Annotated in this window: 16 protein-coding genes; 9 read left to right on the forward strand and 7 right to left on the reverse strand. The window is 68.8% G+C overall.

Annotated features, from left to right (window positions below):
* Positions 1-159: 159 nt before the first annotated feature.
* The 5 genes from AXE84_RS01640 to iolC form a co-directional block, all read right to left on the reverse strand.
* Complete coding sequence (locus AXE84_RS01640; protein ID WP_010614615.1) at positions 160-1,653, reverse strand: CoA-acylating methylmalonate-semialdehyde dehydrogenase; 1,494 nt, start codon at positions 1,651-1,653, stop codon at positions 160-162.
* Positions 1,654-2,023: 370 nt separating this feature from the next.
* Entirely contained in the window at positions 2,024-3,931 is a 1,908-nt protein-coding gene (gene iolD, locus AXE84_RS01645; protein ID WP_060956607.1) for a 3D-(3,5/4)-trihydroxycyclohexane-1,2-dione acylhydrolase (decyclizing), read from the reverse strand.
* 53 nt (positions 3,932-3,984) lie between these two features.
* On the reverse strand, positions 3,985-4,899 hold the full coding sequence (gene iolB / locus AXE84_RS01650) for a 5-deoxy-glucuronate isomerase (RefSeq protein WP_060956608.1): 915 nt from the start codon (positions 4,897-4,899) through the stop codon (positions 3,985-3,987).
* A 125-nt stretch (positions 4,900-5,024) separates the two neighbouring features.
* A complete protein-coding gene (locus AXE84_RS01655; protein ID WP_060956609.1) occupies positions 5,025-5,939 on the reverse strand; it encodes a Cgl0159 family (beta/alpha)8-fold protein in 915 nt (304 codons plus the stop codon).
* A gap of 10 nt (positions 5,940-5,949) precedes the next feature.
* Positions 5,950-7,002 carry a 5-dehydro-2-deoxygluconokinase gene (gene iolC, locus AXE84_RS01660; protein ID WP_060956610.1) on the reverse strand — a complete coding sequence of 351 codons (1,053 nt, stop codon included), beginning with the start codon at positions 7,000-7,002 and terminating at the stop codon, positions 5,950-5,952.
* Positions 7,003-7,230: 228 nt separating this feature from the next.
* On the opposite strand from iolC, the gene AXE84_RS01665 reads away from it, so the two are divergent.
* From AXE84_RS01665 to iolG, 3 genes are all read left to right on the forward strand, one after another.
* A complete protein-coding gene (locus AXE84_RS01665) occupies positions 7,231-7,983 on the forward strand; it encodes a GntR family transcriptional regulator (protein ID WP_060956611.1) in 753 nt (250 codons plus the stop codon).
* Between the two features lie 153 nt (positions 7,984-8,136).
* The gene (locus AXE84_RS01670; RefSeq protein ID WP_060956612.1) at positions 8,137-9,213 is read left to right on the forward strand and encodes a transaldolase family protein; all 1,077 of its coding nucleotides are present in this window, start codon (positions 8,137-8,139) and stop codon (positions 9,211-9,213) included.
* Positions 9,214-9,403: 190 nt separating this feature from the next.
* The gene (iolG, locus tag AXE84_RS01675; RefSeq protein ID WP_060956613.1) at positions 9,404-10,393 is read left to right on the forward strand and encodes an inositol 2-dehydrogenase; all 990 of its coding nucleotides are present in this window, start codon (positions 9,404-9,406) and stop codon (positions 10,391-10,393) included.
* Positions 10,394-11,079: 686 nt separating this feature from the next.
* On the opposite strand, the gene AXE84_RS01680 is transcribed toward iolG, so the two are convergent.
* Positions 11,080-12,042 (reverse strand): aldose-1-epimerase, encoded by a 963-nt coding sequence (locus tag AXE84_RS01680; protein WP_060956614.1) that lies wholly within the window; start codon positions 12,040-12,042, stop codon positions 11,080-11,082.
* A gap of 87 nt (positions 12,043-12,129) precedes the next feature.
* Complete coding sequence (locus AXE84_RS01685) at positions 12,130-13,209, reverse strand: LacI family DNA-binding transcriptional regulator (protein ID WP_060956615.1); 1,080 nt, start codon at positions 13,207-13,209, stop codon at positions 12,130-12,132.
* 280 nt (positions 13,210-13,489) lie between these two features.
* Here AXE84_RS01685 and AXE84_RS01690 point away from each other — a divergent pair, with 280 nt between their 5' ends.
* From AXE84_RS01690 to AXE84_RS01715, 6 genes are all read left to right on the forward strand, one after another.
* Entirely contained in the window at positions 13,490-14,686 is a 1,197-nt protein-coding gene (locus AXE84_RS01690; RefSeq protein WP_060956616.1) for a Gfo/Idh/MocA family protein, read from the forward strand.
* A 98-nt stretch (positions 14,687-14,784) separates the two neighbouring features.
* The gene (locus AXE84_RS01695) at positions 14,785-16,440 is read left to right on the forward strand and encodes an MFS transporter (protein ID WP_060956617.1); all 1,656 of its coding nucleotides are present in this window, start codon (positions 14,785-14,787) and stop codon (positions 16,438-16,440) included.
* Positions 16,441-16,684: 244 nt separating this feature from the next.
* Complete coding sequence (gene iolE / locus AXE84_RS01700) at positions 16,685-17,611, forward strand: myo-inosose-2 dehydratase (protein ID WP_060956618.1); 927 nt, start codon at positions 16,685-16,687, stop codon at positions 17,609-17,611.
* Positions 17,612-17,855: 244 nt separating this feature from the next.
* Entirely contained in the window at positions 17,856-18,332 is a 477-nt protein-coding gene (locus tag AXE84_RS01705; RefSeq protein WP_060956619.1) for a hypothetical protein, read from the forward strand.
* Positions 18,333-18,465: 133 nt separating this feature from the next.
* Positions 18,466-19,239 (forward strand): sulfite exporter TauE/SafE family protein, encoded by a 774-nt coding sequence (locus tag AXE84_RS01710; RefSeq protein ID WP_060956620.1) that lies wholly within the window; start codon positions 18,466-18,468, stop codon positions 19,237-19,239.
* Positions 19,240-19,417: 178 nt separating this feature from the next.
* The gene (locus AXE84_RS01715) at positions 19,418-19,819 is read left to right on the forward strand and encodes a hypothetical protein (protein WP_060956621.1); all 402 of its coding nucleotides are present in this window, start codon (positions 19,418-19,420) and stop codon (positions 19,817-19,819) included.
* The last annotated feature ends 18 nt before the right edge of the window (positions 19,820-19,837 follow it).

Consider the following 19,837-nt stretch of genomic DNA (forward strand, 5'->3'; position numbering starts at 1 on the left):
CGCTCCGCCGGCGCCCGGTGACTGACCTCTGGAAGTAGGGGTCGCCCTCCCGTCCTGACAAAGGCACGGACGCACCATAGGGCCCGCGGACTCATCCTGCAGGATCCGTCCTTGAGTTCTATGGTGCGTCCGCGTTGCTGGGTTGCGGAGCAGCCGGGCCTACTCCTCGCGCTGGAAGGACATGGTCGCGGCGTAGGTCTTCTCCGAGGGCCAGCGGGTGGTCACCGCCTTGGCGCGGGTGTAGAACCGCACGCCCTCGGGGCCGTGGATGTGGGTGTCGCCCAGGAGCGACTCCTTCCAGCCGCCGAAGGAGTAGTAGGCCACCGGCGTCGGGATCGGCACGTTGATGCCCACCATGCCGGCCTCGACGTCGAGCTCGAAGCGACGGGCCACGCCGCCGTCATTGGTGAAGATGGCCGCGCCGTTGCCGAAGGGCGAGGAGTTGACCTGCTTGATGGCCTCCTCGTAGGTGTCGGCGTGGACGATGGCGAGCACCGGCCCGAAGACCTCCTCGGTGTAGAGCGAGGACTCCAGGGAGACGTTGTCCACGATGGTCGGGCCGAGGAAGTGACCCTTCTCGTGTCCGGGGATAACCAGCGGACGGCCGTCGAGGACGACCTCGGCTCCCTTGTCCTCGGCGTCGTCGATGAGTCCGGTGATGAACTCCTTGGACTTGGCGTCGATGACCGGCCCCATCTCGACGCCCTCGTCCATGCCGTAGCCGACTTTGATCTTCTCGGCATGGGCCTTGACGCGGCGGGCCAGATCCGGTCCGCAGCCGCCCACGGCCACGACGACGGGCAGGGCCATGCAGCGCTCGCCGGCGGCGCCGAAGGCGGCGGCGGAGATGTGCTGGGCGGCGAAGTCCAGGTCGGAGTCGGGCATGACGATGGCGTGGTTGTTCGCCCCGCCCAGGGCCTGGACGCGCTTGCCGTGGGTGACGCCGGTGTTCTGGACGATGTGGGCCACCGGGGTGGAGCCCACGAAGGAGATCGCGTCAATGCCGGGGTGCTCAAGGACCTTGGAGACCATGGTGCGGTTGCCGGAGACGACATTGAAGACGCCGTCGGGCAGGCCGGCCTCCTTGTAGAGCTCGGCCGTCAGCAGGGCCGCAGACGGCGTGGCCGAGGCCGGCTTGAGGACGAAGGCGTTACCGGTGGCGATGGCGATGGGGTGCATCCACATGGGCACCATGGCCGGGAAGTTGAAAGGGCAGATGCCGGCGACGACGCCGACCGGCTGGCGCAGGGTGTGGATGTCCACGCCGGTGGAGATGTCGAAGGAGTGCTCGCCCTTGAGGGCCAGGTTGATGGCGGTGGCGAAGTCGAGGGTCTCGCGCCCGCGCTGGATCTCGCCGACGGCGTCGGAGTAGTTCTTGCCGTGCTCGGCCACGATCATCTTGGCCATCTCGTCCTGGTGGTCCAGGACCAGCTGGCGCATGCGGAACATGATGGCGGTGCGCTTGGCCAGCGAGACCTTCGCCCACTCCTTCTGGGCACGGCGCGCCACCTCGACGGCGTGGTCGAGGTCGGCGTCGGAGGCCTGGAGCAGCTCGGCCTCGACCTCACCGGTTCCCGGGTTCTCGACGGCGAAGCGCCCGATCGGGTTTCCCTCGTAGTACTTTCCGTCAACCCAGTGCGCAATGGTTCTCATCGTTATCGACTCCTGATTGTCGGTTTCGCGGACCCGCCCCGCCTATGGGGTGGGTAGGGCCGGACTCAGACCAAGGTCTCAGTGGCGGACCGGCCGGGCGCCCAGCGCCTTGCATGTGCCCCCAGCCTAACGTCCCAGACGGCGAATGGCGCCGTTTTGTCAGAACATAATCGGGGCGTTGACCACATCGTGATCTTGGCATCCCCTCCGCAGCGCCGCTGATACAGCACCCGAGGGACACCCTCCCCGGACGGGAGCGCGCGCACGGCGGGGGTCCACGGCACCATCAGCCGTGGACCCCCGCCGTCGCGGCCGGCGCAGGAGCGCGCCGTCATCCGCGTCCTACCTGCGATCCCTTCAGGTAGTGGCCTTACAGGTAGTGACGTTGAGGCTTGCGGTCACGCAGGTACTCCTCGTAGGCGCGCTGTGTGGACTCCAGCTCGGAGACCCCCGAGACCGGGACGTCCCACCAGCTCGAGCCGGGCGGGTTGGGGCCGTAGAGGTCGGTCTCGATGTGGATCATCGTGGGACGGTCCGAGGCCTCGGCCTGGCGGTAGGCCTCCTTGAACTCCGCGATGGTGTGGACCTCGAGGACGTCCAGGCCCCAGGAGCGGGCGTTGGCGGCGATGTCGACACCGTCGATGACCTGCTCGTCGGCCAGGTGGCTGCCCTCGCCGCGCCGGCGGTACTTGGTGCCGAAGCGCTGGGAGCCGCGGGACTCCGACAGGGCACCGATGGAGCAGAAGCCGTAGTTCTGCAGCAGGACGTAGATGACCTTGATGTTCTCCTGGACCACGGTGGCCAGCTCCATGGGGAGCATCTGGTAGGTGCCGTCGCCCACGATGGAGACCACCTCGGCCTCGGGGCGGGCGAGCTTGACGCCCATGGCGGCGGGCACCTCGTAGCCCATGCAGGAGAAGGCGTACTCCACGTGGTACTGCAGCGGGCTGCGGGCCTGCCACAGGGCCTGGAGGTCACCGGGCATGGAGCCGGCGGCGTTGATGACCACGTCCTCCTCCCCCATGAGCTCGTTGAGGGCGCCGAAGACCTCGGTCTGGGCGGGCAGGGGCCCGTGGTCCAGGTGGTAGCAGCGCTCGGTGGCCTTGAGCCAGGCCTCCTTCTCCGCGGTGATCTCCTCGGAGTAGGCCGCATCGACGCGGTAGTCCGCGAGCGCCTCTGTCAGGGCCGCCAGGGCCTCGCGGGCGTCGGCCACCACCATCTCGGCGCTCTCCTTGGCGGCGTCGAAGGGGGTGACGTTGATGTTCACGAACTTCACGTCGGGGTTCTTGAACTGGGTCTTGGAGGCCGTGGTGAAGTCGGAGTAGCGGGTGCCCACGCCGATGATGAGGTCGGCCTTGTCGGCGATGTGGTTGCCGGAGTCGCAGCCGGTGGAGCCCACGCCGCCCACGGCGCTGGGGTGGTCGAAGTTGATGGCGCCCTTGCCGGCCTGGGTGTCGCCCACCGGGATGCCGGTGGCGGTGGCCAGGGCGCGCAGCTCCTCGCTGGCTCCGGCGTAGATGGTGCCGCCGCCGGCGATGATGAGGGGACGCTTGGCGGCCTTGATGAGGGCGACGGCGCGCTCCAGGGCTGCGGGCTCGGGCACCGGGCGGCGCACGTGCCACACGCGCTTGCGGAACAGCTCCACGGGCCAGTCGAAGACCTCGGCCTGGACGTCCTGGGGCATGGCGATGGTGACCGCGCCGGTCTCGGCGGGGTCGGTGAGCACGCGCATGGCGCTCAGCAGTGAGGGGATGAGCTGCTCGGGCCGGTTGATGCGGTCGAAGAAGCGCGAGACGGGGCGGAAGGCATCATTGACGCTGACGTCCAGGCTAGTGGGGTCCTCCAGCTGCTGGAGGACGGGGTCGGGGACGCGGGTGGCGAACTGGTCGGAGGGGAAGAGCAGCACCGGAAGGCGGTTGGTGGTGGCCAGGGCGGCCCCGGTGACCATGTTGAGGGAGCCCGGGCCGATGGAGGCCGTGCACATGTAGGTCTGGAGGCGGTTGGTGGTCTTGGCAAAGGCGGCGGCCGCGTGCACCTGCCCCTGCTCGTTGCGGGGCATGATGTAGGGCATCTCCTGCTCGCCGTCGGCGCGGGCGATCTCGTTCTGCAGGAGGGCCTGGCCGATGCCGGCCACGTTGCCGTGGCCGAAGATGCCAAACGCCCCGGCGATGAGGCGCTGCTCGACGCCGTCGCGCTCGGAGTACTGGTTGGACAGGAAACGGATGGTGGCCTGGGCGACCGTCAGGCGGATCGTGCCGGCGTAGGCTTCGTTGCTCATCGTGGTTCTTCTCTGCTCTTCTCAGGTGGTGGGGCGGTCGAAAGGCGGATCGGCTAGTCGTTCATGGGGGTCATGGGCAGGCGCGGGTCGACCTCCTGGTCCTCCCAGGTCTGGCGCACCCAGGTGTGGTGGGGGTCGTCGGTCATGAGCCACACGGAGTCCTCGGCGGGGCCGGCCATGACGTTGAGGTAGTAGAGGTCGTAGCCGGGGGCGGCCACGGAGGGGCCGTGGTAGCCGTAGGGCATGACGACGACGTCGCCGCCGCGCACCTCGGTGCACACGTCGATGTCGTGGCCGGGCGAGGGGTAGATGCGCTGGAGCGCGAAGCCCTCGGCGTCACCCTCGCCGGCGCGGACCTGGTAGTAGTAGATCTCCTCCAGGACCCGCTCGACCTCGGTGTGCTCGTCGTGCTTGTGGGGCGGGTAGGAGGACCAGTTGCCTCCGGGGGTCAGGACCTCGCAGGCCAGCAGGTGGGAGGTCTCGACGTCGTTGCCCAGGGCGTAGTTGTTGACCTGGCGCGAGGAGGGGCCGGCCCCCCGCAGGCCGGTGCCGACCTCGGAGCGCGGGCAGTAGCGCAGCGGCTTGTCGGTGGTGGCCTTGGAGCCGGGAAGGGCGATGCGGGCGCCGCCGGCGCTGATGAGGGTCACCTCGGTGTGGCGGGGGACGTAGACGTAGTCGGTGATGTCGGTGAAGACCGACTCGCGCCCGGCCACCTCGAGGCGCTCGCTGCCGGCCTGGACGGTGCAGCCTCCCGACAGGGGCAGGACGAGGTACTCGTGCTCACCGGCGGGCACGGTCAGGGGCTTCCCAGGAGCGAGCGCCACCACGCGCAGGGAGGACCACTCCCAGCCGGCCCGCTCCGGGGTGAGGTCCAGCTCGTAGCTGTCGTGGGCGAGCTCTCCGGCGCGGATGACGTAGTGGGGCTGGTCCGAGGTCTCGGACTGAGCGGTGCGGTCGGTGTGGCCCATGGTGGTGCTCCTTCAGCTCCTGGGGGTATTCGTGGGGATTGTCTCGTATGGGGTGGCCCGGCCGGGGCCGATTGACGGGGGTTGCAGCGGTTGCGGCGGTTCCGGTGGCGGGACGTGTCAGGTCCTCACAGCAGGGCGACGGCGGCGTCGACGGCGGCCTCGACGTCGTCATTGCCCGGGTAGAGCAGGGAGCGGCCCACGACCAGTCCCCTGACATTGGGAAGCTCCAGGGCCGCCGCCCAGGAGGCGCGGGTGGCCTCGGGGTCGGTGGAGACCTCGCCGCCCAGGATGAGGCTGGGCAGGGAGGTGGAGGCCATGACGCGCCGCATCGAGACGGGATCGCTGACGCAGGGCAGCTTGAGCCAGGTGTGCGCCGAGCTGCGCCCCAGCGCCTGGGCGATGCAGATCGAGCGGATGACGGCCTCCTCGCTGAGGTCGTTGACGATCCGGCCGCCCTCCCACCGCGAGATGAAGGGCTCGATCATGGCATTCAGGCCACGCTCGGACAGGGAGTCGATGGCCTTGGCGCTGGCCTCGAGGGTGGCGGCACTGGCGGGGTCGGCGTAGTTGATGCGGGTGAGCATCTTGCCGCCGTCGAGGTGGGAGACCTCGATGCCGTCAGCGTCGTAGGCGCCGAAGCGGTCGTCCATCTCGAAGGAGGCCCCCTGGAGGCCGATCCGGTTCATCGAGCCCCACACGAGCTTGCCGTCCAGGGCGCCCAGGAGGGTCAGGTCCTCGATGATCTCGGCCGTTCCCAGGAACCCGTTGACGCCGGGGCGGGACAGGGCCGTCATGCAGCGCCGCAGGAGGTCCTCGCGGTCGGCCATCGCCAGGGGTCTCTCGCCGGCCCCCAGGGCCCCGCGGGCCGGGTGGTCGCAGGCGATGACCATGAGGCGCCCGGCCCCAGACAGGTCGGCGCGGGGGCGCTGGGCCAGGGCCCGGCCGATGCGATCGGGGTCGGTCGCCCGGATCTCGGTGACGGCGTCGATCAGCGGCCGCGGCCCCGAGGCGGAGGCGGCAGGGGTGGATGATGCGTTCATCGGGGACTCCTCACAGGTCCGTCAGCCCCGGGGCGACCTCGTCGCGGCGGGCGCGCATGAGCTCGAGCAGCTCGGGCTCGGTGGGCATGGCGGTGGAGCACTCCAGTCGCGAGGAGACGATCGCTCCTGCGGTGGAGGCGGCGAAGATGGTCTTCTCCAGCGACCAGCCCGAGAGCAGGCCGTGGCAGATGGCCCCTCCGAAAGCGTCCCCGGCTCCCAGACCGTTCTTCGTCTCCACCGAGGTCACGGGCATCTCCACCCGCTCGGTGCGGGTCTTGGCCAACGTCCCCTCCAGGCCCTGCTTGACAATGGCCAGCTCGACGCCGGCCTCCAGGAGGGCGTCGGCCGCCCGCTCGGGGTCGCGCTCGCCGACGGCGACCTCACACTCCTCCCGGTTGCCGATGGCGACGGTGACCTTGGGAAGGATCCGAGAGACCTCCCGGTGGGCCGTCTCCTTGTCCTTCCAGAACATAGGGCGGTAGTCGAGGTCGGCGATCGTGAAGCGCCGCCGGTCTCGGGTGCCCAGGGCCGCGTGGTGGGCCGAGCGCGAGGGCTCCTTGCTCAGGCCGGTCACCGAGATCCAGAAGATCGAGACGTCGCGAATGGCCTCCAGCGGCAGGTCCTCCCAGGTCAGCTCCAGGTCGGGGGCCGAGGGCTCACGGTAGAAGTAGAGGGGGAAGTCATCCGGAGGGAAGATCTCGCAGAAGGTGACCGGGGTGTTGTAGGCGGCCTTGGTGACGACGTGGCGGTCGTCGACCCCCAGGCGGCGCATCTCGGTGCGCACGAAGCGCCCGAAGGGGTCGTTTCCCACGCCGGTGACGACGGCGGAGCGGTGCCCGTAGCGGGCGGCGGCCACCGCCACGTTGGTGGGGCTCCCGCCCAGGAACTTGCCGAAGCTCTCCACGTCCTCCAGCCCGACGCCGACCTGAAGGGGGTAGATGTCGATGCCGCAGCGCCCGATGGTGAGCACGTCGAGCCGGTCGGCGTCTCCGGCGGCTGCAGGCGAGCTCTCGGGCGCGACCGCCTCGGTCACCTGGGTCGTTGCCGTCGTTGCTGTCGTCACGGTGATCGCGTCTCCACATCCTTGGGGGCTGCAGGCCTGCGGAACGGAGGTCTGCGTCGGGCGTCACTGCGAAGCCTGCCCCACTGGACCGCCCCAGGTCAAGCATTTGTCAGAACATTTGGAGGACCGCCTCCCCGCGTAGCAGCCACAGGATGGCGACAGTGCGTGACATCAGCACACAGCATCCGTATGCTCGAGGCATTATCACGTCTGACACAGGCTCACCTCATGCCCGATTCAACATCCCCTTTCGCCCTCGACATCACGATCGACCGCGAGTCCAAGACGCCGCTGCACACGCAAATTTCCGAGCCGCTGGCCGCACTCATCCTTGACGGCACCCTGCCCGCCGGTAGCCGCCTGGAGGACGAGCTCTCAATGGCCAAGCGACTGAAGGTCTCCCGCCCCACGGCGCGCCAGGCCCTTCAGCACCTGGTGGACCGCGGCCTGGTCAAGCGCCGTCGGGGCGTGGGCACGATCGTCTCCCCCATGCACGTCCACCGCCCGATGCAGCTGACGAGCCTGCTGTCAGACCTGTCCGCGGCCGGCCACACGACCTCCACGAGCGTGCTGGACTACGTCGAGCACGAGGCCGACGCCGAGGCCGCCGAGCACCTCGAGGTCGAGGAGGGCACCGCCGTCGTGACCTGCACCCGCATCCGCTGCGCCGACGGCGAGCCGATCGCAGTGCTGTCCAACCTCATGCCGGCAGCCATCGCCCCCACCCGTGAGGAGCTGGAGGCCGGAGGCCTCTACGACCTGCTGCGCGCCCAGGACGTCATCCCCACCACAGCCAAGCAGATCATCGGGGCCCGCAATGCCACCGCCCGCGAGGCCGACCTCCTCCACGAGCGGCGCCGCGCCGCCCTCATGACCGCTACCCGCATCACCTACGACCAGTCGGGCCGCATCATCGAGTACGGGCAGCACATCTACCGGGCCTCGCGCTACACCTTCGAGACCTCGCTGTTCTCCAGCTAGCTCTCACCCCAACACAGGAGTCACCACCACTCCCAGGAATCTTTGTCCTGACATTTTATTGACAGATGCCGTCGAGCACACTTCAATAGAGGCTACCGGACCGCGGCTGCAAGGACGCCTGCGCGGATGAACCCGAAAGAGAGCACAGAACCGATGAGCATCGACTACACCCCCGGACCCCTTCTCGACGCCGCCCGCAACACGCCCACCGCCCTGTGGAACGACTCAGCCGACCCCGACGAGCTGCGCCAGTCCATCTCCTTCGGCGGCGTCGGCGCCACCTGCAACCCCACCATCGCCTACACCTGCATCAACCAGCGCAAGGACGTGTGGCTCCCCCGCATCGCCGAGCTGGCCGAGGAGATGCCCGAGGCCACCGAGTCCGAGATCGGCTGGCAGGTCGTGCGCGAGATGAGCATCGAGGCCGCCAAGCTGCTCGAGCCCATCTTCGAGGAGCACAAGGGCCGCAACGGTCGCCTGTCGATGCAGACCGACCCGCGCCTGGCCCGCAGCGCCAAGGCCCTGGCCGACCAGGCCGAGGAGTTCTCCAACCTGGCCAAGAACATCATCGTCAAGATCCCCGCCACCTCCGTGGGCGTCAAGGCCATCGAGGACGCCACCTACCGGGGCGTATCGGTCAACGTCACCGTCTCCTTCTCCGTGCCCCAGGCCGTGGCCACCGGTGAGGCCATCGAGCGCGGCCTCAAGCGCCGCGAGGCCGAGGGCAAGGACGTCTCCACCATGGGTCCGGTCGTTACCCTCATGGGCGGCCGCCTGGACGACTGGCTCAAGATCGTGGCCAAGCGGGACAAGCTCTTCATCGACCCCGGTCACCTGGAGTGGGGCGGCGTGGCCGCCCTCAAGCGCGCCTACCAGGAGTTCCAGGCCCGGGGCCTGCGCGCCCGCGTGCTGTCGGCCGCCTTCCGCAACGTGCTGCAGTGGTCCGAGCTGGTCGGCGGCGACCTGGTTGTCTCCCCGCCCTTCGCCTGGCAGAAGCTCATCAACGACTCCGACTACAAGGTCGTCGAGCGCATCAACGAGCCCGTGGCCCCCGAGATCATGGAGACGCTCCTGTCGATCCCCGAGTTCGTGCGCGCCTACGAGCCCGACGGCATGACGCCCGAGGAGTTCGACACCTTCGGCGCAACCCGCCGCACCCTGCGCGGCTTCCTCCAGGCCGACGCCGACCTGGACGCCCTGGTGCGCGACGTCATCATGCCCCAGCCCTGATCGACTCCAGTCGGGATCCTCCGAGTCCCGGTGGGGGCCCAGACGACCGCAGCGGCACCCGCCGCACCGGGCGGGTCCACGGCGTGTTCGGTCATGTCCACACGTTCCGCGCCGTCGAACCGCCCACCCCACCACTGTCCGCAGTTCAGACACCACCCCACACACCCACTCACACGCAGAAGGAGCAAGGATGCTCTCCATCGCCGTCATCGGTGCCGGCCGCATCGGCCACGTCCACGCCAAGACCATCGCCGCCCACCCCCAGGCCGAGCTCGCCCTGGTCTGCGACCCCTTCGAGGACGCGGCCGAGAAGCTCGCCGCCACCTACGGCGCCCGGTCCTGCAAGGACGCCGAGGAGGTCTTCGCCGACCCCGAGATCGACGCCGTCATCGTCGGCTCCCCCACGCCGCTGCACATCCCCCACCTGCTGGCCGCCGCAAAGGCGGGCAAGGCGGTGCTGTGCGAGAAGCCGATCGCTCTGGACATGAAGGATGTCGAGGCCGCCCAGGCCGAGCTCGATGCCGTCACGGTCCCCGTCATGTTCGGCTTCAACCGCCGCTTCGATCCCAGCTTCGCCGCCGCCCGCGCCGCGGTCGAGGCCGGCAAGATCGGCGATATCGAGCAGCTGACCATCATCAGCCGCGACCCGGCCGCCCCGCCGGCGGAGTACATCAAGGTCTCCGGCGGCATCTTCCGCGACATGACCATCCACGACTTCGACACCGCCCGCTTCTTCCTGGGCGAGATCGAGGAGGTCTACGCCGCCGGGCAGAACCTCGACCCGGCCCTGAAGGACACCGGCGACTTCGACGCCGCCGTCGTCACCCTCAAGGCAGCCTCGGGCGCCGTGGCCACGATCATCAACAACCGCCACTGCTCCTCCGGCTACGACCAGCGCCTCGAGGCCTCGGGCCGCGAGGGCGCCCTGTTCGCCGAGAACATCCGCACCACCACGGTGCGCCTGTCCAACGGCGAGGTCACCGACGCCCAGGAGCCCTACCTCGACTTCTTCCTGGAGCGCTACGCCGACGCCTACCGCATCGAGCTGAGCGCCTTCATCGAGGCCGTCGAGGCCGGCACCACGCCTCCCACCGGCATCGGGGACGCCATCGCCGCCCTGCGCCTGGCCGAGGCCGCCACGGAGTCGGCCCACTCCGGGCAGCCGGTGCGTCTGAGCTGAGCACCGCCCCCTTTGACGCGCGGGTGGGCGTCGTCGAGCATTCCGTCTCGACGACGCCCACCGGCGTTCTCAGCGCCTCGTTGCGGCCTGAGCCGAACCACTCCGCTGTGCTGGCCGAGGCTGGCCGGGGCTGGCTCCACTGATCTCAGCCGCTCGGGTGGCGCCTGACCTGTACTGCACGAGGGGCGAGGACCACTGGAGGAGGGTCGGGTGCACTCCAGGTAGGTGGGGCCTTCGTGCAGTACGCACAACCCCCGACCAGTGGATCCCGACCCTCGTGGACCAGACAGACTCAGGGCAGGACTCGGGCCGGAGCCGACGCTGAACACGACCTTCGGGCACCTGAGCAGGAGCCAGGGCCAGGACGGGAAAAGTGAGGCAGACCCCTGGATAAGGGAGCCCAGCCCCGCCACCGTGTCCCCCGCAAAGTCGGTCCCGCCGGCAGCCCGGTGTCCACAGCGCTGACATTAACGGGCCTGACGTCGAAGCACCCCATAGAAATCGTTGGAATACTGCGGTTTCTCTCCGGCGTGCAGCGCCAGAGCGGGGTTGATGTCAGCACCATGGACACTGACGCCCCACCAGCCCCCTTCCCTTCGATCCCGCCGCCGTCAGTTCCAGGGCAAGCAACCCGCCGCACCTCAGAAGTGAGGCGACAAGACACTCGGTACAGGCCGCGTGCGCGCTCAGTCCTCCTCGTGGAGGCGGTAGGCGAAGGAGTGGGACTGCCCCACCTTGAGGGCCATGAGGTCCTCCCCGCTGTTGAAGGCGTTGGGAGGGCAGGTCATGGGCTCGATGGCCACGCCGGGCCGGGAGAGCTCGTCGGCGGTGTAGGCCTGCACCCAGGGGACGTCCGAGCTCATGACGACGGCGCGGTTCCCCTGCCCGCCGCGCAGGCTCACCTCCCAGGTGCCCTCGGGCAGGGCGGTGTAGGCATTGTCCGTCTGGGTGGCCCCGACGAGCCGGCCGCACCGCCAGTCCCAGTCGGTGCCCTCCACGCTGCGCAGGCTCGTGGGCGCCATGTTCTCATCGACGTCGAGGACCTCGGCCGCCGGGATCGTCAGGACGCAGTCGTCCAGGGGCACCGAGCGCGTCAGGTAGGGGTGGCAGGACACGCCGTAGGGAGCGGGGGCGGGCTCACCCTTGACCTCCGGCGCGCCGGGGACTGGCGGGGTGGGGCGGGCCGCACCGACGTTGGTGGCGGTCACGGTCACGCTCAGTCCGCGCTCGGCGTCGAGCTCGAAGCAGGCGCTGGCCTCCAGGCTCCAGGGGTAGCCGTAGGAGGCCAGCAGGCTCAGCTCCAGGACGACGCGGCTGCGGGGGGCGCCGTCGTCGGCGCCGGAGGGGTCGTCGTCGGCGACCTGCCAGTCCATCCAGCCGGCCAGGCCGTGGAGGGCCGAGCCACTGGCCGGCTCGTTGCAGCCCACGAGGAACTCGGTGCCCGCATAGTCGTAGCGGGACCCTGCGATGCGGTTGGCCCACGGCAACAGGGTCTTTCCCTGCCAGCCTGCGGGCAGCGTGGCCTCGGCGTCGAAGGGCATGATGAGGTCGCGCCCCTGGCGGCGCAGGTGGACGAGCATGGCACCCGATGAGGCAATACGCGCCTCGTAGTCGCCGGCGACCAGGTCGATGAGTTCTCCGTTAATCATGGTTCCTGTCCCAGTGTTCGGGGCGTGCGCCCCTCGGTTATGGCTTCCTCGTTCCTCGGTGAGGTTTACCGTAGGCCGCGTGCCGCATCAGGCACAGGCCTCATCCCGACGCTCGCACGGCAGGGCCGTCGTGTCGCGGACAACGAGCTCGGGGACCACCCGGTAGAGGCGGCCCCCCAGAGGCCGGTCCTCACCGGCCACCTCCGCCGGAATCTTGCCATCCTGACCCGAGTGCATCCGGGCCAGCAGCGCCCGGACCGCCACCTCGGCGATGAGGCGGGCGTCCTGTCGCACCGTGGTCAGGGAGAAGGCCGAGGAGGCCGTGACCGGGATGCCGTCGTAGCCGGTGACGGCCAGGTCCTGCGGCACCCTCACCCCTTGACGGCGCAGCTCCATGAGAGCCCCGACGGCGCAGTGGTCGTTGAAGCACAAGAGCGCCTCGGGCAGCTCACCGGCCTCGATGAGGTAGTGGACCGCCCTGGCACCGCTGTCCTCATCGCCTCCCCCGGGCACCACCCGCGCGCCTCGTCCCAGCCCCCGGCTCTCCATGGCCTGGCCGAACCTCTGGATGCGTCGCCCCGCGGCGGTCTGACTCCCGCCGTCCACGTGGGTGATGCGGCGCCTCCCGGTGTCGACCAGGTGATCGACGAGCATCTGGATACCGACGTCGTCACGTGAGTGGACCTCATCGACGTCCTCCATCTCGATACTGGTCCCGATGAGGACCGCCGGTGGACGGTCCCCGATGCTGGCCAGGGCGTCCACGGAGAAGTCGGGGTCGACCAGGATGAGGCCCTCGCAGCGCTGGAGCAGCAGTGAGCGCAGCCCGTCGGCCACATCGCGGTGCGGGGTGGAGGTGGCCAGCACCAGCGCGTGCTCCAGGGCGGAGGCCGCCTGGAAGAGCCCGTCCACAATGAGGCCCTGGTAGGCCTGCCCAATGGCGAAGCTGGCACCGATGAGCCCGGTGTGGCTACGGCGCAGGAACTGGGCGCGCGGGTCGGCCTGGTAGCCGAGCTCGGAGGCGATGCGCAGGATCTCGCCACGGGTCTTCTCGGCGACGCCGTCGGAGCCGTTGAGAGCCGCCGAGACGGTGGAGATGGAGCGACCGGCACGTTCGGCGACGGTCCTGATCGTGACCCGCCCGCCTCGTCCTCGAGGTCCTTCCACGGCAGACGTCTCCCCTTCCACGCCGTTGTGCCTCACGGATCGGCACGATCCGCGGGATCCGGAGTCCATCCTTGGACACCGGTTGAGCACATCCTATCCGACAACACCGGTGAGCACGAGGCCCTACTCAGAGAGGTCATCAGACCTCATACTTCCCTCTTGTCAGGACAAAGGTGCTCTGATATCTTCCTGTGACGTCATTAACGACGGGTGTTTCCTGGGGCTTCCGGAGACACCTCCACACACGCAGCAGCCGACAATGTTGTCGGGAAGGACCGTTATGGCCAATAAGTCAATACTGGGCATCGGAGTCATCTCCCTGGGCTGGATGGGACGGCTTCACTCCCGCAGCTACCGCGCCATCGCCGAGCGCTTCCCCGAGCTGGGGGTGACCCCACGGCTGGTCGCCGCCGCGGACCCGGTGGACGAGGTGCGTCAGGAGGCGGTGGACAACCTGGGCTTCGAGCGCGCCTACGCCGACTACCGCGACCTGCTGGCCGACCCCGAGGTGGAGGCCGTCTCCATCTGCGCCCCCAACTTCCTCCACCACGAGATGGCCCTGGCGGCCGTCGAGGCCGGCAAGCCCTTCTGGATCGAGAAGCCCATGGGGGTCAGCGCCGAGCAGTCCCGGCAGATCGCCCAGGCCGCAGAGAAGGCGGGGCTGATGACCGCCGTCGGCTTCAACTACCGCCACACCCCGGCCATCGAGTACCTGCGCTCCCTGGTACGCGGCGGCGAGCTCGGCCGGATCACGAACGTGCGCGTGTGGTTCATCGCCGACTACAACTCCTCCCCCCTGGGACCGTTGACCTGGCGGGCCTCGAAGGAGAAGGCCGGGGCCGGCGTCGTGCCCGATCTCATGAGCCACGGGGCGGACCTGGCCCAGTACATCGTGGGTCGCATCGCCTCGGTCACCGCGGTCACCGACACCTTCATCACCGAGCGCCCCATCCCCACCAAGATGGGCATCGGCCACTCGGGCTTCGAGATCGGCGACGAGGTGGGCCCGGTGGAGAACGAGGACTACGTCTCCATGCTCGTGCGCTTCGAGAACGGCACCGTGGGCACCATGGAGTCCTCCCGCGTCAGCGTGGGACCGCGCGCCGAGTACGTCATCGAGGTCTACGGCACGAAGGGCTCGGCCCGCTGGAACTTCGAGCGCCTCAACGAGCTGGAGATCTGCCCCGTGCTCGACGGCGGCGCCTCCCACGGCTACACCCGCGCCATGGCCGGCCCCCAGTGGGGCCAGTGGCAGCGCTTCCAGCCCGCCATCGGCACCTCCATGGGCTTCGACGACATGAAGGCCATCGAGGCCGCGCAGTTCATCGAGTCGATCCTCACCGGCAAACAGGTGGCCCCCTCGGCCGCCGACGCCTGGTGCGCCGCGGAGGTCGACGAGGCCGTCGTCGCCTCAGCAGCCGACGGCCAGTGGCACGAGGTCCCCCGCGTCGAGGGACGCACCACCTTCGACGCCTGAGCCGCCCCCACCGCACCTTATCTTTTCAATCCACCACCACCCACCCATCACAACAACCCCTGCGGCATCGTCGCCGCAGGACTGAGAGGAGACCCCCTATGTCTCAGGGAGTCACAACGTCCCTGCGTGGACTCACCAGGGAAGAGCTCAACAAGGCGGTGGCCGAGACGCCGCCTTCGGGCAAGCACCGCGGCGTCATCGCCATCGCCGCCGTGGCCACGCTCGGCTCACTGCTCTTCGGCTACGACACCGGTGTCATCTCCGGCGCCCTGCCATACATGTACATGCCCTTCGACGCCAAGGGCCTCCAGCTGACCTCCTTCGAGGAGGGCGCCATCGGCGGCACCCTGCTGGTCGGCGCGGCGCTGGGCGCGCTGCTGGGCGGCCTCATGTCGGACCGCTGGGGCCGGCGCCACAACATCACCTTCCTGGCCTTCCTGTTCTTCGCCGGCGCGATCGGCACCACCATCGCCCCCAACGTCTGGGTCATGTACCCCTTCCGCGTCGTCCTGGGCTTCGCCGTCGGAGCCGCCTCCGCGACAGTCCCCGTCTACCTGGCGGAGACGGCCCCCAAACGCATCCGCGGCTCCATCGTGGCCATCGACCAGCTCATGATCGTCACCGGCCAGCTGCTCGCCTTCTCGATGAACGCCATCATCAACTCCCTCCAGGGCGGCCCGCGGGTCACCATCGCCGAGGACCCCAGCGGGCACTTCACCCCGGGCCAGTACGTCTTCGACGAGATCGCCAAGCTCCAGTCCTCCAAGGGCGGCCCGATGAACGCCGAGCAGTACCACGCCTTCCTCGACCAGCTCAGCATCAGCGCCGGTAACGGCGAGGCCTGGCGCTACATGCTGGTCCTGTGCTCCATCCCGGCCGTGGCCCTGTGGATCGGCATCCGCCTCATGCCCGAGTCCTCGCGCTGGTACCTGGCCAAGGAGCGCCTCTACGACGCCATCGGCGCCCTCAAGCGCGTGCGCGTCCCGGAGAAGGACGGCTCCATCGAGGACGAGATCATGGAGATGGTCGAGGCCCGCCGGCACGAGAAGGACGAGGAGTCCCAGCGCAAGGGCTTCAGCCACGTCATGGCCACGCCCTGGCTGCGCAAGCTGCTGCTGGTCGGCATCTTCCTGGCCGTGGTCAACCAGACCACCGGCGTCAACACCGTCATGTACTACGCCCCCAAGGTGCTGGAGTACGCCGGCATGTCCACCTCAGCCTCCATCACCGCACAGGTGGCCAACGGCGTCATGTCGGTCATCGGCTCCGCCATCGGCGTCTGGCTCATCCTGAAGTTCCGGCGCCGCCAGGTCCTCATCGGCGACGTCATCGGCGTGGGCTTCACCCTGCTGGGCATCGCAGCGACCTTCCAGTTCTTCATCGCCCCGCACATGGCCAACCACACCACTCCGCCCACCTGGGCCGCCTATCTCATCCTCGGGCTCATGTCGGTCTTCATGCTCATCGTGCAGTCCTCCAACGGCACGATCGTGTGGACGATGATGGGTGAGATCTTCCCGGCCAACGTCCGCGGCATCATGAACGGCACGGCGATCTTCTGCATGTGGACCGCCAACGCCATCATCACCTGGACCTTCCCGCCCATGATGGAGACCCTGGGCGGCGGCATCACCTACACCATCTACGGCGTGCTCAACCTGGTCGTCGCCGTCGTCCTGTTCAAGATCATGCCGGAGACCAAGGACAAGTCCCTGGAGGAGATCGAGGTCGAGATGGAGAAGCTCTACTCCTGACCCACCCCCAGCGCACGCGCTCCCGGGAGGACCCGAGAAGGGCTTGTCAGGACAAAGTCCTGTTGCTAGGTTCGAGGCACGGGCCCACCGCCCGGCACCGACGCCGGCATCCTACTCCCGGGAGCGCACCACTGGCGGCCCCGAGCCGACGGCGCAGCAGCCGCCCGCGCCTCACCGCCATCTCATCACCACCCACCCCACTCACCACCGCACATCACCACACGAGCGAGAACACGGAGCAACGATGTCCTTCACCCTCGACCCTGCAACCGCCATCTCCGACCCCCACGGCATCTCCTGGGGCATGCACCCGATCACCTGGCGCAATGACGACATCCCCGAGGTCGGCGCCTTCAACACCCTGGAGGACATGCTCCTGGACCTGGCCGACACCGGCTACGCGGGCACCGAGTGCGCCGGCTTCTTCCCGCCCAAGGAGGAGGTCAAGGCCGCCGCCGAGGCCCGCGGCATCAAGATCGTCGCCCAGTGGTTCTCCTCCTTCATCCTGCGCGACGGCGTCGAGGCCGTCATCCCCGACTTCGAGGCCACCTGCGCCTACCTGGAGTACCTGGGCGCCACCCGCGTCGTCGTCTCCGAGCAGACCGGCTCGGTCCAGGGCATCCGCGACGTCTGCATCTTCACCAACAAGCCGGTGCTCACCGAGGAGCAGTGGCCGGTGCTGGCCGAGGGCCTCAACCGGCTGGGCGACGTTGCCCACGCCCACGGCCTGGAGCTCGTCTACCACCACCATCTGGGCACGGTCATTCAGACCAAGGAGGAGACCATCCGCCTCATGGAGCTGACCGACCCGGCCAAGGTCTCCCTCCTGTTCGACACCGGCCACGCCTACGTGGGTGACGGCGACGTCATGGGTCTGCTGGAGGCCACCATCGGCCGCGTCAAGCACGTCCACTTCAAGGACGTGCGTCCCGAGAAGATGGAGGAGTCCAAGGCTGCCGAGCGCTCCTTCCTCGACTCCTTCCTGGCCGGCATGTTCACCGTCCCCGGCGACGGCACGATCGACTTCACCGTCCCCTACAAGTTCCTCGTGGACCACGGCTACTCCGAGTGGATCCTAGTGGAGGCCGAGCAGGACCCGGCCATCGCCAACCCCCTGGAGTACGCCCGCAAGGCACACGCCTACCTTGAGGGAACCCTCTTCAAGGCCTGAGACGTCGCGGGGTTCGCGCGGACTCCCCCTCCAGGCGGGCCCCACCGGCTGACGTCTCACCTCGACGCTCCCGACCAGTGATGGTCGGGAGCGTCGTCGTTCCCGGGGTGCCACAGGCAACCGCCCGGGGCGAGCCGCCCACCCCCGCTGAGGCCCGACGACCATCACCCTTCACTCATGCGCACCGGCGGGTTTATTCTGAAAAGGGCACTCTTGACCGCGATGACGCACAGGAGGAGAGGTCATGTCCTCGTCACAGGTTCCAGGCACAGTGCATGGGTTCTTCTCCGATGTCCGCCGCTGGGAGCGCACGGATCACCGCCTCACCTGGAGCGACGCCCTGCTGGTCGCCTACTGCGCCGTCATCTGGGTCGTCTGCGTAGGCCTGGGGAAGCTTGGCAATCTGCTCGAAGAGGCCTCCCCCACCTCGAGCGCACTTCTCTGGTGCATCGCCGGGCTCACGGCCTGGATGGCCCTGCCACCGCTGCAGCTCATCACCCCCTGGCCGCCTGCCAGACGGGCGCTGCGAGCCGCGGTCTCGATCCTCTCGATCGGCGCAGGAGCAGCCGCTCTCGGCCTGCTTCATGGGATCGGACTGACGACCCAGCGCACTGCTCTTTGGGACCACCTGCTTACCACGACCCTGCCCGCGGCGGGGCTCATCTTCCTGGGCGTCTCCGGGATCGCCACGCTGCTGCGCACCGCCGCAACACCCCGTTGACGCAGCCCCAGGCAGCACTCACGCAAGCCACCATCGACGGCGAGGACCCCACCGGCCCTCGCCGTCGATGGCTATGATTAGTCCGGACAAAGTTCAGGCCAGACTCCGACTCTTCTCACCGCTGAGAGGTCCCGTGCTCCCCACCTTGACCACCACCGCCTGGATCCTGCTCGTGGTCGTGGCGGCCCTGTGCGGTATCGCCAAGACCGCCCTGCCCGGGGCGGCCACCATCGCCGTGGCCCTGTGCACCGCGGCACTGCCGGCCAAGGAGTCCACCGGCGCCATCCTGCTCATGCTCATGACCGGCGACCTTTTGGCAGTGTGGAGCTATCGCGGCGACGCGGACTTCCGCATGCTGCGCAGGCTCGTCCCGGCGGTCCTGGCCGGCGTCGGCGCCGGCGCCCTGTTCCTGCACCTGGCCTCCAACGACTCCTCTCGCCGCCTCATCGGCGCCATCCTGCTGATCCTGGTCGCCGTCACGCTGTACCAGCGCCGCTCGGCCACCAGGAACAGGTCCGACGACGCCCCCGAGGTGGCACGTCCAGCCCCGGCCGGCAGCCGCCTGGCCCGCCTGGTCTACGGAAGCCTGGCCGGCTTCACCACGATGGTCGCCAACGCCGGCGGACCGGTGACCTCCATGTATTTCCTGGCCTGCCGCTATCCGGTCAAGGCCTTCCTGGGGACGACGGCCTGGTTCTTCTTCCTGGTCAACCTGGTCAAGCTGCCCTTCTCCGTCTCAGCCGGCCTGGTCAACCCCACGACCCTGTCGCTGGCGGCGATCGCCGCACCGGTCGTCATCGCCTCGGCCCTGGCCGGTCGGCACCTCGCCGAGCACATGGATCAGCGGGTCTTCGAGCCGATCATCGTCGTCCTGACCGTCATCTCAGCACTGCCCCTGCTGCGCTAGCCCGGTCCGGCTGCCGGGCCGCGTCCAGCACGCAGCCGAGCATCCCCTATTTCTCCGGCCCACAAAACAGGCTTCCACCAGCGGTTATTTCCCTCAAACACGCCTGTCTGACATCACATCGCCAGTCCATGGCGGAGCGTTGACGCGATTTATCCTGACCGTTACCGTATTCATCAGTATGAAGAGTACGGCCAGTATTGATTATGTTGACGTTTCGCCCGGCGAGGTGGCCGGCGACGACGTCGACGCTGTCGCACCCCCGACCACCTCCCCCCTCACGCAGGACGAGGCGGCAGCCCCCTTCCTGGTCAGCGCCGATATCCATGCCGTCATGCTGGGACTGTGGGCCTCGGGCCTCAGGTGCGTCATCGTCTACGCCCTGGCTCCCGTCATCGGCGCCGCGGGCCCGCTGGCCGTCGGCGCCGCCCTGGTCATCCAGGTCGCCGGCACCGCAATCAGCGTCAGTGGCGCCTGTTCCCTGTGGCGGCGGCGCAAGCACGGCTACTTCGTCTACGCCCTCATTGCGGTCCTGACCTGCCTGTGCGCCGTGGCCGCCCTGCTGGCCCCCGCCGGGTCCTAGCCCTCCCCGGTGAAGACT

This window comes from Actinomyces oris (assembly GCF_001553935.1).
Taxonomy (GTDB): domain Bacteria; phylum Actinomycetota; class Actinomycetes; order Actinomycetales; family Actinomycetaceae; genus Actinomyces; species Actinomyces oris_A.

What these genes read in the sequence shown, in the direction of transcription:
- AXE84_RS01640 (WP_010614615.1), bottom strand. Translation starts at nt 1,653, where the DNA reads ATGAGAACCATTGCGCACTGGGTTGACGGAAAGTACTACGAGGGAAAC.
- iolD (WP_060956607.1), bottom strand. Translation starts at nt 3,931, where the DNA reads ATGAGCAACGAAGCCTACGCCGGCACGATCCGCCTGACGGTCGCCCAG.
- iolB (WP_060956608.1), bottom strand. Translation starts at nt 4,899, where the DNA reads ATGGGCCACACCGACCGCACCGCTCAGTCCGAGACCTCGGACCAGCCC.
- AXE84_RS01655 (WP_060956609.1), bottom strand. Translation starts at nt 5,939, where the DNA reads ATGAACGCATCATCCACCCCTGCCGCCTCCGCCTCGGGGCCGCGGCCG.
- AXE84_RS01665 (WP_060956611.1), top strand. Translation starts at nt 7,231, where the DNA reads ATGCCCGATTCAACATCCCCTTTCGCCCTCGACATCACGATCGACCGC.
- AXE84_RS01670 (WP_060956612.1), top strand. Translation starts at nt 8,137, where the DNA reads ATGAGCATCGACTACACCCCCGGACCCCTTCTCGACGCCGCCCGCAAC.
- iolG (WP_060956613.1), top strand. Translation starts at nt 9,404, where the DNA reads ATGCTCTCCATCGCCGTCATCGGTGCCGGCCGCATCGGCCACGTCCAC.
- AXE84_RS01680 (WP_060956614.1), bottom strand. Translation starts at nt 12,042, where the DNA reads ATGATTAACGGAGAACTCATCGACCTGGTCGCCGGCGACTACGAGGCG.
- AXE84_RS01690 (WP_060956616.1), top strand. Translation starts at nt 13,490, where the DNA reads ATGGCCAATAAGTCAATACTGGGCATCGGAGTCATCTCCCTGGGCTGG.
- AXE84_RS01695 (WP_060956617.1), top strand. Translation starts at nt 14,785, where the DNA reads ATGTCTCAGGGAGTCACAACGTCCCTGCGTGGACTCACCAGGGAAGAG.
- iolE (WP_060956618.1), top strand. Translation starts at nt 16,685, where the DNA reads ATGTCCTTCACCCTCGACCCTGCAACCGCCATCTCCGACCCCCACGGC.
- AXE84_RS01705 (WP_060956619.1), top strand. Translation starts at nt 17,856, where the DNA reads ATGTCCTCGTCACAGGTTCCAGGCACAGTGCATGGGTTCTTCTCCGAT.
- AXE84_RS01715 (WP_060956621.1), top strand. Translation starts at nt 19,418, where the DNA reads ATGAAGAGTACGGCCAGTATTGATTATGTTGACGTTTCGCCCGGCGAG.